General features: G+C 74.0%; 12 protein-coding genes. 4 read left to right on the forward strand and 8 right to left on the reverse strand.

Annotation, left to right across the window (positions count from 1 at the left end):
• Nucleotides 1-11: 11 nt before the first annotated feature.
• Nucleotides 12-773, reverse strand: a complete 762-nt coding sequence (locus ACIQOW_RS37675; RefSeq protein WP_401092343.1) for a maleylpyruvate isomerase family mycothiol-dependent enzyme — start codon at nt 771-773, stop codon at nt 12-14.
• A gap of 305 nt (nt 774-1,078) precedes the next feature.
• Here ACIQOW_RS37675 and ACIQOW_RS37680 point away from each other — a divergent pair, with 305 nt between their 5' ends.
• Nucleotides 1,079-1,834, forward strand: coding sequence for an acyltransferase (locus ACIQOW_RS37680; protein ID WP_401092344.1), 756 nt, complete (start codon nt 1,079-1,081; stop codon nt 1,832-1,834).
• Nucleotides 1,835-1,894: 60 nt separating this feature from the next.
• On the opposite strand, the gene ACIQOW_RS37685 is transcribed toward ACIQOW_RS37680, so the two are convergent.
• On the reverse strand, nt 1,895-3,208 hold the full coding sequence (locus ACIQOW_RS37685) for a PucR family transcriptional regulator (protein WP_401092345.1): 1,314 nt from the start codon (nt 3,206-3,208) through the stop codon (nt 1,895-1,897).
• A 188-nt stretch (nt 3,209-3,396) separates the two neighbouring features.
• Between ACIQOW_RS37685 and ACIQOW_RS37690 the strand changes: the two genes are divergently transcribed.
• Nucleotides 3,397-4,281 (forward strand): esterase/lipase family protein, encoded by an 885-nt coding sequence (locus tag ACIQOW_RS37690; RefSeq protein ID WP_401092388.1) that lies wholly within the window; start codon nt 3,397-3,399, stop codon nt 4,279-4,281.
• Nucleotides 4,282-4,378: 97 nt separating this feature from the next.
• Here ACIQOW_RS37690 and ACIQOW_RS37695 read toward each other — a convergent pair whose 3' ends face one another.
• Complete coding sequence (locus ACIQOW_RS37695) at nt 4,379-4,969, reverse strand: HutD family protein (protein WP_401092346.1); 591 nt, start codon at nt 4,967-4,969, stop codon at nt 4,379-4,381.
• 166 nt (nt 4,970-5,135) lie between these two features.
• A complete protein-coding gene (locus ACIQOW_RS37700) occupies nt 5,136-6,338 on the reverse strand; it encodes an MFS transporter (protein WP_401092347.1) in 1,203 nt (400 codons plus the stop codon).
• A gap of 191 nt (nt 6,339-6,529) precedes the next feature.
• Here ACIQOW_RS37700 and ACIQOW_RS37705 point away from each other — a divergent pair, with 191 nt between their 5' ends.
• Entirely contained in the window at nt 6,530-7,705 is a 1,176-nt protein-coding gene (locus ACIQOW_RS37705; RefSeq protein ID WP_401092389.1) for an ROK family protein, read from the forward strand.
• A 157-nt stretch (nt 7,706-7,862) separates the two neighbouring features.
• Nucleotides 7,863-9,089 (forward strand): PLP-dependent cysteine synthase family protein, encoded by a 1,227-nt coding sequence (locus tag ACIQOW_RS37710; protein WP_401092348.1) that lies wholly within the window; start codon nt 7,863-7,865, stop codon nt 9,087-9,089.
• A 261-nt stretch (nt 9,090-9,350) separates the two neighbouring features.
• Here the strand turns inward: ACIQOW_RS37710 and ACIQOW_RS37715 are convergent, their stop codons facing one another.
• The 4 genes from ACIQOW_RS37715 to mscL all read right to left on the reverse strand — a co-directional run bounded on the left by ACIQOW_RS37715 (nt 9,351) and on the right by mscL (nt 15,090).
• Nucleotides 9,351-11,795 (reverse strand): right-handed parallel beta-helix repeat-containing protein, encoded by a 2,445-nt coding sequence (locus tag ACIQOW_RS37715; RefSeq protein WP_401092349.1) that lies wholly within the window; start codon nt 11,793-11,795, stop codon nt 9,351-9,353.
• A gap of 483 nt (nt 11,796-12,278) precedes the next feature.
• Nucleotides 12,279-13,154: an MOSC domain-containing protein gene (locus ACIQOW_RS37720; protein WP_401092350.1), complete on the reverse strand. Its 876-nt coding sequence runs from the start codon at nt 13,152-13,154 to the stop codon at nt 12,279-12,281.
• Between the two features lie 276 nt (nt 13,155-13,430).
• Nucleotides 13,431-14,234 carry a DUF6643 family protein gene (locus ACIQOW_RS37725; RefSeq protein ID WP_401092351.1) on the reverse strand — a complete coding sequence of 268 codons (804 nt, stop codon included), beginning with the start codon at nt 14,232-14,234 and terminating at the stop codon, nt 13,431-13,433.
• 409 nt (nt 14,235-14,643) lie between these two features.
• Nucleotides 14,644-15,090: a large conductance mechanosensitive channel protein MscL gene (gene mscL / locus ACIQOW_RS37730; RefSeq protein ID WP_401092352.1), complete on the reverse strand. Its 447-nt coding sequence runs from the start codon at nt 15,088-15,090 to the stop codon at nt 14,644-14,646.
• Between the last annotated feature and the right edge of the window lie 393 nt (nt 15,091-15,483).

The following is a 15,483-nucleotide window of genomic DNA, read 5'->3' on the forward strand; positions in this document are numbered from 1 at the left end:
GGGCACGGGGATCAGATCGCCGCCGCGTCGTTCCAGAAGCCGAGCAGCCCCTCGTCGCCGACCGCCTTGACCTCGCCGGCCTGTCCGGCGGGCAGCCGGTTCCACAGCAGCGGGTAGAGCTCGCGGGCGGGGCCGGTGAGCGTCAGGTCGGCCGGCTCGGGGCCCTCGCCGTCGATGACGACCACCGGCTCCCGGGTGACTGTCAGGTGCCAGGAGCCGGCCCCGTCGGTCGCCCGGATCCGGAAGGTGCGCGGCTGCTCGCTGCGCAGCCTGGAGCGACCGCTGGTCATGAAGCCGCTCAGCAGTTCGTCGATGCCGTCCAGGGCGAGCGAGGTGTCCACGACCGGTCCCGGCACCCCGGCGGCCGCGTCGGCGTCGTACCGGTGGACGGCGGTCTCGTGCGCCTGACGCCGGGCCCAGAACGCCAGCGGGCGGGGCGAGGGCAGGAAGCTCCAGCATGCGAGGTCGGCGGGCGCTGTGGTGAGCGTGTCCAGCAGGGCGGCGTGGCCCTCGCGGTACCAGTCGAGCAGGGCGCCGTCCGAGGGCATCGGCCCGACGGCAGCCTGGGCACCCGCCTCGTCCAGCGGCGCCGGCAGGCCCCGGGAGACGATGGTGGCGGCCCAGCGGTGGACGTAGCCGATGTGCCGCAGCAGGTCGGCCAGCTGCCACTCCGGGCAGGTCGGTACGGGGGCGGTCAGCTCGGTGCGGGCCGCGGCGTCGGCGAGCCGGGTGCCCTCGTGGCGCAGCGCGTCGATGTGCTCGGTGATCTCCATGGGTCGGAGTCTTCCACCGGGGTCGGCCACCGGTCGCGGATTTCGTACATTTCTTCGAGTGGCCCGGGTGTTCGGTGGCCGGGGCCTTCGGACGGTCACGGTCTTCGGGCGGTCGGGGTCTTCCGGGGCTCGGCCCTTGTGGGCGCGGCCTTCGACTGATCAGAGCATTCCGGGGCGCGGCCTTCGTCCGTGCCGAAGGGGCCGGCCGGTGCCGGCGGCCGGTGTGGCGACCGGGGCGGAAGCGGCCGGTGTGACGTCGGCCTCCCGGCCGACGGGCGGACGCTACGGGCCGGTAACGTGATCGCATGCCGATATCCCGATCCCTCGTCTCAGCCGTCCGGGCCGGTGGCCGCCGTGCCGCCGGACGCCTGGTTCACCGGGGCTGGCGCTGGGTGCAGCGGACCGGCGCGGTCACCAACCGCAACCCCGGCCCGTACCGGTTCGGCGAGTTGGGGGACGGTACGACCCTCGGCTTTCCGCTCGGGGCGGTGTTCAACGAACAGTGGATCACCATCGGGCCGTTCTCGATCATCGGTGAACGGGTCACCATCAGCGCCGGGTTCCTGCCCGGGCTCGACCTCGGGCCGGAGCCGATCGTGCGGATCGGCGGCGGCTGCGTGATCGGCCGGGACAGCCACATCGTCGGCCACCAGTCGATCGTCATCGGTGACGACGTGTGGACCGGGCCGGGCGTGTACATCAGCGACCAGGCACACGAGTACCGGGACACCGAGCTGCCGATCGGCAAGCAGTGGCCGCGCAACGAGCCGGTGGAGATCGGCGCGGGCAGCTGGATCGGCACCGGAGCGGTGATCCTGCCGGGGGCACGGATCGGCCGCAACGTGGTGGTCGCGGCGGGCGCCGTGGTGCGCGGCGAGGTGCCCGACCACAGCGTGGTCGCCGGGGCGCCGGCCAAGGTGGTCCGTCGCTGGACCGAGGAGGAGGGCTGGCAGCCGCCGCTGCGCCACGACGCTCCGCAGCCGGTGCCGGAGGGCGTGAGCGCGGAGCAGCTGCGTGCACTGGTCGGCTGGGACCTGCGGCTGCCGGGGGAGCAGGGCTGACGTCGCCGGTCGGGCGCCCGCGTCGTGGTGCCGATGCCGCGCTTCGGATGAAGGCGTGAACTACCCCGCCAGGAATGCCTGTTCGGCGGCGCTCGCGGCGATGGCGGCGGTGATCAGCGGGACGTCGGCGGGGCGTGTCGGATCCAGGCCGGTCAGCGCGGCGATCCGGCGCAGCCGGTAGTCGACGGTGTTCGGGTGCAGGTGCAGGGCGCTCGCGGTGTGCCGACGGTTCAGGCCCCCGGCCAGGTGGGTGCGCAGCGTGGTGAGCAACTCCCCGGTGTCGGCCAGCGGTTCGAGCAGCGCGGCGAGCCGGGAGCGGGCCTGGCTGGGCCGGGTGAGCTGGTACTCCAGCAGGATGTCGTCCAGCCGGTGCAGCCCCGGTGGCCGGCCGAACGCCTGTGCCACCTCCAGGACTTCGCAGGCGAGGGCGGCCGCACCCGGCACCTCGGCGGGGGTGGCCGAGGCGGCCCCGGCCAGTACGGGTGCACCGGCCGCCCTGGCGGCCGCGGCGAGGGTGGCGCCGAGCAGCGGCCAGGGCGCCTCCGCGGTGTCGACCTCGGCCGGTCCGGGTGACGAGCCGAACGGGATGAGCACCAGGCCGCCCGTGGGGGTGAGGGCGGCGAGCGCGGACTGCCGGGTGCGGTGGTCGAGTTCGGCCTCGAAGCGGCGGAGCTTGCGGTGGGCGGCGACGCCGGGGTCGACCCCGGGGGAGTGTTCGTCGGGGTGGCCGGCGACGGACAGGCAGAGCACCGCGTACCCGGCGGGCAGCCGGACCCCGGCACGGGAGGCGGCCGCCTGGGCGGAGGTGCCCGCGAGCAGCGCGCTGAGCAGGGACTGCCGGGCCGTGTCCCGGCGGCCGCCAGCCGGGCGCCGGCCGTCCAGGTAGCCGGCTCCGGCGGCGGTGGCGGCCTGGCGGAGCTGGTCGAGCAGCAGCCGGTTGAGGACGAGGAGGTCGGCGGCGTCGCCGTCCCGGGCGTGCCGGGTGGCGAACTCCCAGCAGACCTCCAGCCCGAGGTGGTGGGCGAGCAGGACGGCGTCCAGCGGCAGGCCCTCCTCGGCGCGCCGGGCGGCGGCCTCCCGGACGGCGGCGAACTCCTCCGCGGGGGCGGGCAGTCCGGTCCGCACGGTGTGGGCCAGGGCGCGGATGCGGCGCTCGGCGTCCCGGGTCAGCTCGCCGGTGAGCTGCTCGCGGGGCAGCCGGCGGTAGACCGGTACCCGTTCCAGCAGGGCGGCGACCACGGCCTCGGCCAACTCCCGTACGCCGCCGATCAGTCGCTGGTCGGCCGGGAGCCCGCCGATCACCGGGGCGCGCCAGTCCGGTGTCAGGTCGGAGGTGTTCGGGGGCGTGTGGCGGGGCGCGTTGTGACCGGTCACAGAGAACACCGTCCAGGTCTGGGGGACGCCCAAGGGCCGGGCCGGAAGGGTGACCGCATGATGGAGCCCTCGGGTTACCTGTTGGTAACAAACTTCCGCTGTGGAGGCAACAGTTGAGAACCCCACTTCTCCGCTTCTCCGCGACTTCCCGGCGCGGCGGGCTCGGTGGCGCGCTGGGTGTGCTGCTCCTGGCAGGGGCGCTGCTGGCCGGCGCGGCGGCGGCGCCCGCGAGCGCTTCACCGCCCCCCTCGGTGGCACCCGCGGTCGCTGCCGAACTGCCGCCCGACGGTGACACGGTGGCCTCACCGCCCGGTGCCAACGACTGGAACTGCCGGCCGGGCGCCGCGCACCCCCGGCCGGTGGTCCTGGTGCACGGCACCTTCGCCAACCGCTACGAGAACTGGCTGACGCTCTCCCCGCTGCTGAAGGGCCTCGGGTACTGCGTCTTCGCCCTCGACTACGGGACCGTCCCCGGTGTCACCTCCAGCGGCAGCGGTCTGCTGCTGCCGATCGGCGGCCTCGGGCCGGTCCCGGAGTCGGCGGCCCAACTCGCCCGGTTCGTGGACCTGGTGCGGAACGCGACCGGTGCGGCCGAGGTCGACATCGTCGGGCACTCGCAGGGCGGCATGCTGCCGAACTACTACCTCAAGTTCCTCGGTGGCGCGTCCAAGGTCGGCCGGCTGGTCGGGCTGGCTCCGTCCAACCACGGCACCACGCTCGACGGGATCACCAACCTGGTGCCGTACTTCCCGGGAGTCGCGGACCTGATCTACACGGTCTGCCAGGCCTGCCGGGACCAGGCGGTGGGCTCCGGGTTCAACAAGGTGATGGCGTCCCGGCCGGACACCGTGCCCGGTGTGAGCTACACCGTGGTCTCGACGGTCTTCGACGAGGTCGTGACACCGTGGCGGACCCAGTTCCTGAGCGGTCCGGACGTCGACAACGAGGTGGTGCAGCAGCACTGCCCGGTCTCGCTGGTGGAGCACGTCGGGATCGCGTTCTCGCCGACGGCTCTGCACCTGGTGACCAATGCCCTGGATCCGGCGCACGCGACACCGGTGCTCTGCGGCTGACGCGGCGACGGCGCTCCTGCCTCCGGGCCGGGCCGGGGTGGTCCGGTCCGGGGCGGGAGTGCCGTGCGCGGGTGCGGGGGCGCAGGCGCGTCGGCCGTCAGCCTGCGGAGCGGAAGGTGACGACGGCGGTGGTGCCGTCCGGGCACAGCTCGTAGCCGCCCGGTCCGTCGAGCAACGCGGCGTCGTAGCGGGCGAGTCCGACGCCGTCGAGGCGGGCCGTGCCGAGGAGGCAGACCAGGAGGACGGTGCTGCCGTCCGGGACGTCGAGCGTGGTGGCCGGGGCGGTTGCGGTGGTCGCGACGACCAGGTCCACGGTGGCCTCGACCCGCCCGCGGCGCGTCATCACGTTGAAGTCCACCACGGGGCTGGCCGACAGGCGGCAGTCGGTGGTGGCGTCACCGGAGAAGGCGAACGGCCGGAACGGCACGTCGACCAGCTGCTCGTCACCGTCCACGGTGAGCGTCATGCCGGCGCCCTCGACCAGGGTGATCACCCGGTCGATCCCGGGGAACGGGGAGAACGGCCCGGCCGTGGCGACGTCCGCGAGGCTGACCCGCCAGTCGAAGGCGTCCAGCCCCGCGCCGGCCGGGAACCCTGCGACCTCCCTGGTCACCCCACCCCCGTTGAGCCACGCCGTCGCCGGGCGCTCGCCCGCCCGCAGTACCTGGAAACGTTCGCTGGTCGTCATGGCCTCGCATCCTGCCACCGGCCGGGCGGCTGTGTCCGGGTGGGGGCGGGGGCGGGGGTGTGGCGGGGGCGGGAGGCGAACGGATAACAGCGAACAGGTGACAGATTTCAACAGTTGTCATCTGTTCGCCGTCGCCCGTCATTCGTCATCCGTCATCCGTCATCCGTCACTCGACGCCCAGCCGCCGCCCGACCGACAGCGGCAGGAGCGCCGCCAGCGTGGCCGCGACCGCGACCGTGGTGAGGGCGAGCGGCAGTCCGGCCGCGTCGGCCAGGAAGCCGATCACCACCGGGCCGATCAGCATCCCCCCGTAGCCGAGGGAGGAGGCGAACGCGACGCCCTGCGGTCCGCCCGCCGCGCCGGCTCGGGCGATGGAGAGCGGAAAGAGGTTGGCCAGGCCGAGGCCGACCAGTACGAACCCGCAGATCGCCACCGGCACCGCCGGGGCCAGCGCGGCGACCAGCATGCCGACGGCCGCCGTCAGCCCACCGAGCAGCATCAGCCGGGTCTGGCCGAGCCTGATGGACAGCCAGGTGCCGCTGACCCGCCCGGCGGCCATCGCGAACGCGTACGCGCCGTAGCCGGTGGCGGCCACCACGGAACTCGCGTGGACGTCGTCGGTGAGGTGGAGCGTGGTCCAGTCGGCGATCGCGCCCTCGCCGTACGCGGTGCACAGCGCGGTGAGGCCGAGCAGCACGACGAGCAGCCGGGTACGCGAACGGGCCGGGCCCGCGTCCGCCCCCGCCCTGCCGGACTGATTCGCCGTACGGTCCGTGCGGCCCGGCGCGGCCGGTGCGACCGGTGCCGCCGCCGGGCTGCGGAGCAGTACCGCGCCCGCGCCGACGGTGACGGCCATGCCCAGCACCCCGCTGAGCAAGAGCGCCCACGCGGTGCTCAGCGATCCGGCGAGCAGCCCGCAGACACCCGTGCCGAGCAGCCCGCCGAAGCTGTACCCGGCGTGGAAGCTGGGCATGACGGGCCGCCGAAGCTGTGCGACCAGTTCGACGGCGACGCTGTTCATCGCGACGTTGGCCCCGCCGTACCCCGCACCGAACAGCAGCAGCACGGCGCCGAGCGTGCTGACCGAGTGGGCGTGCGCGGGCAGCAGCACGGCGACGCTGAGCAGGGCGAGCGAGCCGACCGTCACCGGTCGTGAGCCGTACCGCAGGCAGAGTCGGCCGACCATCGGCATGGTGAGGACGGCGCCGATCGACAGGCAGAGCAGGGCGAGCCCGAGGGCGCTGTGTGAGGCGCTGACCTGACTGCGGATGTCCGGGATGCGGACGACCCAGGCGGCGAAGAGGAAGCCGTCGACGGCGAAGATCGCGGTGAGGGCGACACGCGCTGGGCCCCAGGGGCTGTCGGTCACCGCAGGTGTGCTGCGAGACTGGAGGGAGGGATGGTGTGGTCGGGTGTGGGAACCGATTTTGTTTCGAAGCGACACAAAGTCACAATAGGGGCGTGCAGCTCTCACCATCAAGCCCGAAGCCCGGAACCGGGAACGACTTCGACGCGCAGCGCGACGGCCACCGTCGCGCGGCTCCGGATCGAGGCCGGACGCTGCTCGGCCCGGCGCTCTCCCTGATCCACACCGGCCAGACGCCGACCCGCTCCGCGCTCACCCGCGCGCTGGACGTCACCCGGGCCACCGCCGGCGCGGTCACCGCCGAGCTGGAGGCGCTCGGCCTGATCACCGTCGACTCGCGCCCGGCCGGAGGCGGCCGCGGTCGCCCCTCGCACCGGCTCGCGATCGACCCGCACGGCCCGGTCGTGGTCGCCGGGCAGATCCACGCCGACGGGCTGAGCGTCACCCTGGCCGGCCTCGGCGGGCTGCTCGACCCACCCGTCCATCTGCCGCTGCCCGCCGCGACCGACCCGGTCCGGATGCTGCGCGCCGTTGCCGTGGCGGGTGCCGAACTCGCCCGCGCGACCGACCGCCGGTGCCTGGGCGCCGCGCTGGCGCTGCCCAACCCGGTCACCGAGCCGGACGGTGCCGCCCTCGCCGCGCTGCACTTCGCCTGGCCCAGCGGCACCCCGGTCGCCGACCTGTACGACGTCGAGGTCGGCCGCGCCGACCACGGCCCGAAGGCGCTGCGTCCGCTCCCCACCGCGATCGCCAACGACGCCAACCTGGCCGCGCTCGCCGAGTACCGGCACGGCGCCGGCCGGGGTGCTCGCCACCTGCTCTTCGTCACCTCAGGGCACCGGGGCGTCGGGGGCGCGCTGGTCATCGACGGCCACCTGCACACCGGCAGCGCCGGCCTCGCTCTGGAGGTCGGCCACCTCGCCGTGGACCCGCAGGGCCGGCCCTGCGGGTGCGGCAACCGCGGCTGCCTCAACTCCGAGACCGATCCCGACGCGCTGTTCGCCGCCGCCGGACTCACCCCCGAGCCGGGCCGACCGCTGCTCGACCAGGCGCGCGAGCTGTGCCGGGCGGCCGTGACGGACGACCGGGCGCGGGCGGCGGTGGAGCACGTCATCGACCGGCTCGGACTCGGGCTGGCCGGCGTCGCCAACATCCTCAACCCGGACCGGGTGGTCCTCAGCGGGCTGCACCTCGACCTGCTGGAGGCCGCGCCCGACCGGCTGCGGTCGGTGGTCGCCGAGCGCAGCCTGTGGGGGCGCAGCGGCCGGGTGCCGATCGTCGGCGCGGAGCTGGCGCACAGCGCGCTCGCGGGTGCGGCCGAGCTGGGCTGGGGACCCTACCTGGCGGACCCGCAGTCGGTGCCGGTGTAGCGGGAGCGGGAGTGGGAGCGGGGGCTCAGGGGAGCCGGTGGAGCGGTGGTGCCGCAGGGGCGATAAGGCGGAGCTGGGCCTTCGAAAATAGTCACTTATCGTGACTCTCGTACACTCGTAGTGAGCAGTGGGGGGTCACGACGAGGGAGAAGCGCCCATGAGCACCCAGTTCGGCACCCACTTCGGGATCGCGCAAGGGGTCGAGCCCGGCCTGGAGCCCGGCCTGGAGTCCGGCACGGAGCCCGGCACGGAGCCCGGCATCGAGCGAGGTGCCGGGCGTGGTGTCGAGCCGACCGTCGACGTCGACCGCTCCGACCCTGAGTACCGCGCCTGGCTCAAGGAGGCGGTGCGCAAGGTCCAGGCCGACGCCAACCGCTCCGCCGACACCCACCTGCTGCGCTTCCCGCTGCCCGCCGAGTGGGGCATCGACCTCTACCTCAAGGACGAGTCCACCCACCCGACCGGCTCGCTCAAGCACCGGCTGGCCCGCTCGCTCTTCCTCTACGGCCTCTGCAACGGCTGGATCCGCCCCGGCAAGCCGGTGATCGAGGCCTCCAGCGGCTCCACCGCCGTCTCCGAGGCGTACTTCGCCCAGCTCATCGGGGTGCCGTTCATCGCGGTGATGGCCAAGAGCACCAGCCAGTCCAAGATCGACCTGATCCGGTTCCACGGCGGCGAGTGTCACCTGGTCGAGCGTCCGGGCGAGGTGTACGAGGCCTCCGCCCGGCTCGCCGAGGAGACCGGCGGGCACTACATGGACCAGTTCACCTACGCCGAGCGGGCCACCGACTGGCGCGGCAACAACAACATCGCCGAGTCGGTCTTCGCCCAGCTGCGCCTGGAGCCGCACCCCGAGCCGGCCTGGATCGTCGCCACCGCCGGAACCGGCGGCACCTCGGCGACCATCGCCCGGTACGTCCACTACATGCAGTACGACACCAGGATCTGCGTCGCGGACCCGGAGAACTCCTGTTTCTTCGACGGCTGGGTGCGCCACGATCCGGACGCCGTCTGCGCGACCGGCTCGCGGATCGAGGGCATCGGACGGCCGCGGATGGAGCCGAGCTTCGTCCCGGGGGCGGTCGACCGGATGATGAAGGTGCCGGACGCCGCGTCGATCGCCGCGGTGCGGGTGCTGGAGCAGGTGCTCGGCAAGAAGGCGGGCGCCTCCACCGGGACCGGGCTGTGGAGCGCGCTGAGGATCGTCGCCGAGATGCGGGAGGCCGGGCGGACGGGCAGCGTGGTCGGCCTGATCTGCGATCCGGGGGACCGCTACCTGGACAAGTACTACTCGGACGACTGGCTGGCGGGCGAGCGGATCGACATCGCGCCCTACCGGGCCGCGCTGGAGTCCTTCCTGGCCGGCGACGCCTGGACGGGCTGACTGGGCCGGCCCCGAACGACGGCTGACGGCTGACAACCTACAGACGACAGATAACAGATGACAGATTTCAAACTCTGTCATCTGTTACTCGTCAGCCGTCAGCCGTGCTGCTGTCACCGCTCACTCGGCACCCGCCGCACCCGCCGGATCACCGCCCGCCGCGCCCGTCAGCAGTACACCCATAGCCGTCTCAACGGCCCGACGCGGCCGCCGAGTTCCCCCTGTCGGTGCCCCCGCAGCCGTGCCCCCGCGGCAGTGGCCCTACGGCAGATCGGCCGGGACGAGCAACTGGAGCTCCTCCGTGGACGGGTCCGCAAGGTGGGCGACCCGTACCGCGTGCCGCTCGACCATGGTCTCGAAGACCTGCCGGGCGGTGCGCCCGTTGCCGAAACTGGGGCCGCGCTCCAGCCCGCCGAAGTGCACCAGCAGTGCCTCCGCGGTCTCCTCGGAGAGCGCGTACTCGTGCTCCGCGCACTGCGCCCGGGCGATCTCCAACAGCTCGTCGGCCGTGTAGTCCGGGAATCCGATGGTGCGTGAGAAGCGGGACGAGACACCGGGGTTGGCGGACAGGAAGCGCTCCATCTCGGCGGTGTAGCCCGCCACGATGACGACCACCTCGTCCCGGTGGTCCTCCATCAGCTTGACCAGGGTGTCGATCGCCTCGCGCCCGAAGTCCCGCGCCCCGTCCTCGGGCGCGAGCGCGTACGCCTCGTCGATGAAGAGCACCCCGCCGCGCGCCCGGTCGAAGGCGGCCGCGGTGCGGATCGCGGTCGAGCCGATGTGCTCGCCGACCAGGTCGACCCGGGCGACCTCGACCAGGTGTCCGCGCTGGAGCACCCCGAGCGAGGCGAGGATCTCGCCGTAGAGCCGGGCGACGGTGGTCTTGCCGGTGCCGGGCGCACCGGTGAAGACCAGGTGCCGGCGCAGCGAGGGCGCCTTGAGCCCGGCCTGGCGGCGGCGCCGGCCGACCGAGATCAGGTCGATCAGCGTACGCACCTCCTGCTTCACCGTGGCCAGCCCGACCAGCGAGTCCAGCTCGGCGAGCGCCTCGTCGGCCGGACGGCAGTCCGGGATCGGAGTGATCGACGCGGAGCCCGCCGCGGCCGATGCCAACGCCTGGGTGGCCGCGGTCAGTTGGGCGGTCCGCGGGGCTGGTACGTCGGTGGAGCCGTACGACGGCCCCGGCCCCGCTCCGCCACCGGGAGCGGTCGGAACGGCCGGGGCCGGAGCGGCCCCGACGTCGTCCGAGACGCACGCCTCCGTCACCGGTCCCGGCTCGGAGAACTCGAACCCGGCCCGCTGGTTCTGCTCCGCCCGGCACCGGGTGAGCTGCGTCCGGCAGCCGTCGATGATGTGGAAGCCGAAGCCCTTGCCGTGGGAGACCCGGCAGTCCTCGAAGGTGCCCCGCCCCTGGGCCGACACGTACACCCCGGCATCGGTGCTGGCCCGTACGGTGCAGTCGCGCAGCACCGGGTCGGCGCCCTTGGTGACGATGACGCCGGTGGCCACGTCGGAGATCTCGCAGTCGGTGAGCAGCCCGCCGCTGCCGTGGTCGCGGAACCAGAGCCCGGTGCCCGCCTCCTGCACCCGGCAGGAGGCCAGGGAGACGGTGGCCCCGCCGCTGACCGAGACCGCCGAGCTGCGGATCCGGCTGAACGAGCAGCCCTCGGCGCTGGCGGCGGAGTCCCGGTCGAGGACGAACAGGGCGTCCGGCAGGTCGTGCAGTGAGCAGTCGGTGAGGGTCAGCCGGGCGCCGTCGCTGACCCACAGCGCCGGGTACTCGCCGGTCGAGCCGTGGATCTGGCAGGACTCGGCGACCGCCTCGGTGCCCTGGTCCCAGACCGACAGCGCCCCGCGCCCGAAGTCCCGGACGGTGGTGTGCGAGAGAGTGAGCCGGGCGCGTCCGCGCAGGTCGGCGCCGTTCTCCGGCAGGTCGTGGACCCGGCAGCCGGTGAGCACCAGCTCGGCCTCGCCGTCCAGGGTCAGGCCGTTGCCGGTGACCCGGTGGATCTCGCAGTCGACCAGCCGTCCGCCCGCCTGCGCCTCGGCCTGCACGCCGCTGCCGCGGATCTCGTAGATCTCGCAGCCGGTCAGCTCGGCCGCACTGCCGGGGTCGGACAGCAGGACGCCGGCGCCGGAGGCGTGGTGGATGCGGCAGCGGTCCAGGGCCGCGGTGGCGCCGCCGAGGACGGCCAGCCCCGCCTGGCCGGCGGCGGCGACCTCGCAGTCCTCGAAGGCGGCGGCGGTGCCCTCGCCGCGCAGCCGCAGCCCGAGGCCGCCCGGGTTGGTGACCACGCAGCCGCGCAGGGTCGGCCGGGCACCGCCGGTGACCTCGACGCCGGTGGCCGAGCGGGTCTCGATCCGGCAGCCGCTGAAGGCGGGCGTGGCCTGCGGCCCGGTGACCAGGACGGCCGGGGTGGAGCTGTCGCCGCCCTCGATCACCAGGTCGCGCACGGTCGCGGCGGCGGTCACGGTGAGCGCCACCCCGGAGGGCGGGTCGATCCGGACCGTTCCCGGCCCCTGGGCCGGGACGATCGTCACCGGCTTGTCCAGCAGCACGTTCTCCCGGAAGGTGCCCGGCCGGACGGCCACGGTGTCGCCCGGTTCGGCGGCCGCCAGGGCCTCAGCGAGCGTGTCGTACTCGCCCGCGCGGCGACGCCAGCGGGATGCGCTGTCCTGGGTGACCCGGACCCTGTGCTCAGCCATGACGGTCTGTCGTCCCCACCTTCGTCTAGCCGGCGATCAACGGGCCGAACGCGCGGGGGTGCGCGGGCCGCCCGCCCACCGTAGCGCGCCCACGTGGGTGGTCCGGCCGCCCGCGGTCACGCGGACACCGGTAGCACTCACCGCCACCACAGGTTCCGACCACCTGTTTCAACGAGCGGACACGGCACTGGTTCCGCGCGGACGCGCCGGTTCCAGGGCGCGGCACGCGCTCCGCGCCGGTCGGCCTGACGACGCGCCCCGCTGTTCCGGCACGGGCCGTCGGCCGCTTCGGCGGGCCAGGCCAGGCCAGGCCAGGCCAGGCCAGGTCGGGTCGGGTCGGGTCGGGTCAGGCCCGGCCGATACGGCAGATCGGCACAGGCGGTCGACGCAGGCCGTCCCGAGACACCGAGCCGAGCCCGGCGTCCGTCCGTCCGTCCATACGTGAGCCCGTGAGCCCGTCCGTCCGCTCGCCCGCCCGTGCGCTCAGTGTCCGTCGGTGGGCCAGGGCGCCCCGTCCTCCAGCACCTCGACCTCGTCGCCCAGCCGCAGCGTGCCGAGCGCGTCGCCCTCCACGCCGGCCGGCCGCTCGGGGATCAGGTTCTGCCCGAACGCGGCCTTGCGCAGCAGCCGGTGGTGCCGGGCCAGGGTGCGCAGCGGTTCCTTGCCACGCCGCTCGCCGGTCTCCTGGTCGGTGGTGGTGATCACGCAGCGCCCGCAGGGCTTGACCACCTTGAAGGTGACCGAGCCGATCCGGATCCGCCGCCAGGTGTCCTCGGCCCACGGCTCGGTGCCGTCGACCACCACGCTCGGGCGGAAGCGCTCCATCGGCAGGGGCTCGGGGTCGTCCGGGTTCTCGGCGGCGATCAGCTCGTTGAGCCGGTCGAGCGAGGCGGTGGTGGTGAGCAGCAGCGGGAAGCCGTCGGCCATCGAGACGGTGTCGCCGGGCTCGCTGTACAGGGGGTCGACGGGCCGGGCGCGCGGGTTGTCCAGGTGCACCAGCCGGTAGTCGCCGAGCTGCTCGGCGATCCACTGGTGCGCCTCCTTGGAGGCCTCCGCGACGTGGAAGCGGGTGCCCCAGACCTCGACCTCGACGAGCGGGTCGCCGGAGGCGACGGCGGGCGCGGGCACCTCGATCCTGGATCCGTCGGGGGCGGTCAGGGTGAGGACGCCGTCGGGCAGCAGCCCCGCCCGGATCCGGCTGAGGGCGGAGTTCTCGCGCTGGCTGACGAAGCGTCCGCTCGCGTCGGCGAGCATCCAGTGGCGGTCTCCGGCCAGGCCCCAGGGTTGGACCACGGCGGTGTCCGGGCTCAGGCGGTACATGGACTTGACGGGGTAGACGTGGAGTCCGGTGAGCTGCATTCCCCCATCCTGCCAGCCCGCCTCCGGCCTGCGGAAACGCCCCCGGAGGGGAGGTGTGCGGTCACCCGGACGAACGCCCGCGCCGGACACGTGAACGGACATTCGCACGGGCGGTCCCCGAATGCGCACGGACCGCCCGGGACGCCGTGAGGGGCGTTCCGGGCGGTCCGTGGATGACCCGTTTCTCCGTTCGCCCGGCGTACGGGGGGCGCCGGGTGGTGCTCAGGTGGTGCGGGTGCGGGCCGCGTGGGGGGACGGCCTCGGGGTGTCAGCGCTTCAGTAGCCCTGGCCCTGCGGCTGGTAGCCGCCGTTGCCCTGGCCGCCCGCCTGGAAGGAACCGGGGCCGGGCTCGCCGTACGGGCCCGGGCGCTGCGGCTGCATCGGGCGGACCGGCGCGACCGGCGCCACGGCCGGGCGCAGCTGGGCGCCGCCGAAGGACTGGTCGCCGCCCTGGCCCTGGAAGCCGGGGCCGCCGGCGGCCTGGCCGCCGAAGGACTGCTGGCCGCCGAAGCCCTGCGGACCGGTGGGCTGGCCCTGGCCGAAACCGCCCGGGCCGCCGGGCTGCTGCGCGCCGAAGGTCTGCGGGCCGCCCTGGGCGCCGATGAAGGTGTTCTGGCCGCCGAAGCTCTGGCCGCCGGTCGGCTGGTAACCGCCGCTGGCGGTCTGGGTGAAGGCGGGGGTGGCGGGCTGCGGTCGCTGGTACGGCTGGGGGGAGCCGTAGCCGGGGACCGGCGGCTGGGGGGCGGCGTACGCCGGCGCGGGCTGCGCGGGGATGTACGCCGTGGCGGGGCCGGCGGAGGGGCCGCTGCTCGGGCCGGGGCCCAGGGCGAGGCGGGCGGGCGGCAGCGCGGGGAGGTTGCTGCCGGCACTTTCGTACCCGTTGCCGTAGCGGTTCTCGTAGGACGGCGCGAGGCCGGATCCGTAACCGGACGACAGTGCCGGGGGCAGGGCGGCCGGCACGTTGATGGGCGCGATCTGGGGGACGCCGCGCTCAGCCACGAGGCTGTCGTAGATCGGCGTGCCGGAGGAGAAGGACGGAGAGGGGTAGCCGACTCCGTCGTAGGAGCGGGGCGAGGTCATGGGCCATACGGTAAGCCCACAACGCGCCTGCTGAGGAGAGCGGGAGGGGGAGCAGTTCGACTGTTTACACAGTCTTCGCTCGCACAAAGGTTTCGAAAGTAGGAAAGGCGGACATTCCGGCGTCCGGTTCCGGACAACCTTGGCGCCCCGTCAGTGGTCGAACAGTAGCCGGACGGAGGGCCCTGGAGGCCGTGCGGTGACCGGCCGGTGGACGGTCGGGGGCCCCGCGGAGAAACTTCTCGCGGACACGGCGTGCGCGGGCGCGTTCGAGCCCCCGCCGAGGGTGCGACGGGGGCTCGTGAATGTTTCGGGAATAAAGTTCCCGTCAGCTCTCCGGGTACTCGGTCCAGGCCCTCGACCTGCGCCCCGACCTGCACCGTCAGCCGGTGACGTCGGCTGCTGACGCAGGTCAGTGCGACTGGGCCGCCTGGGCCTGCGCCGGCAGGCCGGGCTTGCCGACCTCGGAGGTGCAGAAGGAGCACCGGGTCGCGGCCGCGGGGATCGAGCTCAGGCACTCCGGGCAGTCCGCCTTCGCGGCCGGCTCCGGCTTGGCCGATTCGAAGCGCGACTGGAGCTTGCCGACCGGCAGCACCACGGCGAAGTAGATGACGGCGGCGGTCAGCACGAAGCCGATGACCGCGTTGACGAAGAGACCGTACGGGAACCGGGTGCCGGCCACCTCGAAGGTCTTCTGGGTGAAGTCGCCGACGGCGCCGGAGGCGACACCGACCAGCGGGGTGAGGAAGGCGCTGACGAACCCGGTGACGACCGCGGTGAAGGCCGCGCCGATCACGATGCCGACCGCGAGGTCCACCACGTTTCCGCGCAGCAGGAAGCTGCGGAATCCCTTGAACACCGGGTGACTCCAAATCCGTACGGGGAAGGGGGAGATGGGGCAGCGCGGCGGGCGCTGCCCCGGCCGGACATCCTGCCGACCGGCCGGGGCCGAGGTCCAACCGCGTTCACCCGATCCGGGGAACGGCCGGCCTGCCCCGCGGTGTCCGGCCGGGCAGCGCCAGGGCCCTCCGCGTACCGGCCTTTCGACGCTCGAACAGTTCGGGCAACCCGGTGGTGTGAAACCGGACTTGACACCGGCACGCGCCGGTCCGCGGTGGGCGCCGACCCGGCGCGACGGGGTGAACCGGAGCGCGGCAGGGGGCGAGACGGGGCGCACGGAGGTCGCATCCGGCGCACGACGGCGGGCCCGTGGCGCACATCGGGTGTACGGGCGCGGGCGGATGGGCCACCA

The sequence above is a fragment of the Kitasatospora sp. NPDC091335 genome, assembly GCF_044757205.1.
Taxonomy (GTDB): Bacteria; Actinomycetota; Actinomycetes; order Streptomycetales; family Streptomycetaceae; genus Kitasatospora.

Excerpts from the sequence above, each read along its gene's own strand:
- ACIQOW_RS37710 (WP_401092348.1), top strand. The coding sequence starts at position 7,863 with ATGAGCACCCAGTTCGGCACCCACTTCGGGATCGCGCAAGGGGTCGAG.
- ACIQOW_RS37680 (WP_401092344.1), top strand. The coding sequence starts at position 1,079 with ATGCCGATATCCCGATCCCTCGTCTCAGCCGTCCGGGCCGGTGGCCGC.
- ACIQOW_RS37715 (WP_401092349.1), bottom strand. The coding sequence starts at position 11,795 with ATGGCTGAGCACAGGGTCCGGGTCACCCAGGACAGCGCATCCCGCTGG.
- ACIQOW_RS37725 (WP_401092351.1), bottom strand. The coding sequence starts at position 14,234 with ATGACCTCGCCCCGCTCCTACGACGGAGTCGGCTACCCCTCTCCGTCC.
- ACIQOW_RS37695 (WP_401092346.1), bottom strand. The coding sequence starts at position 4,969 with ATGACGACCAGCGAACGTTTCCAGGTACTGCGGGCGGGCGAGCGCCCG.
- ACIQOW_RS37675 (WP_401092343.1), bottom strand. The coding sequence starts at position 773 with ATGGAGATCACCGAGCACATCGACGCGCTGCGCCACGAGGGCACCCGG.
- ACIQOW_RS37720 (WP_401092350.1), bottom strand. The coding sequence starts at position 13,154 with ATGCAGCTCACCGGACTCCACGTCTACCCCGTCAAGTCCATGTACCGC.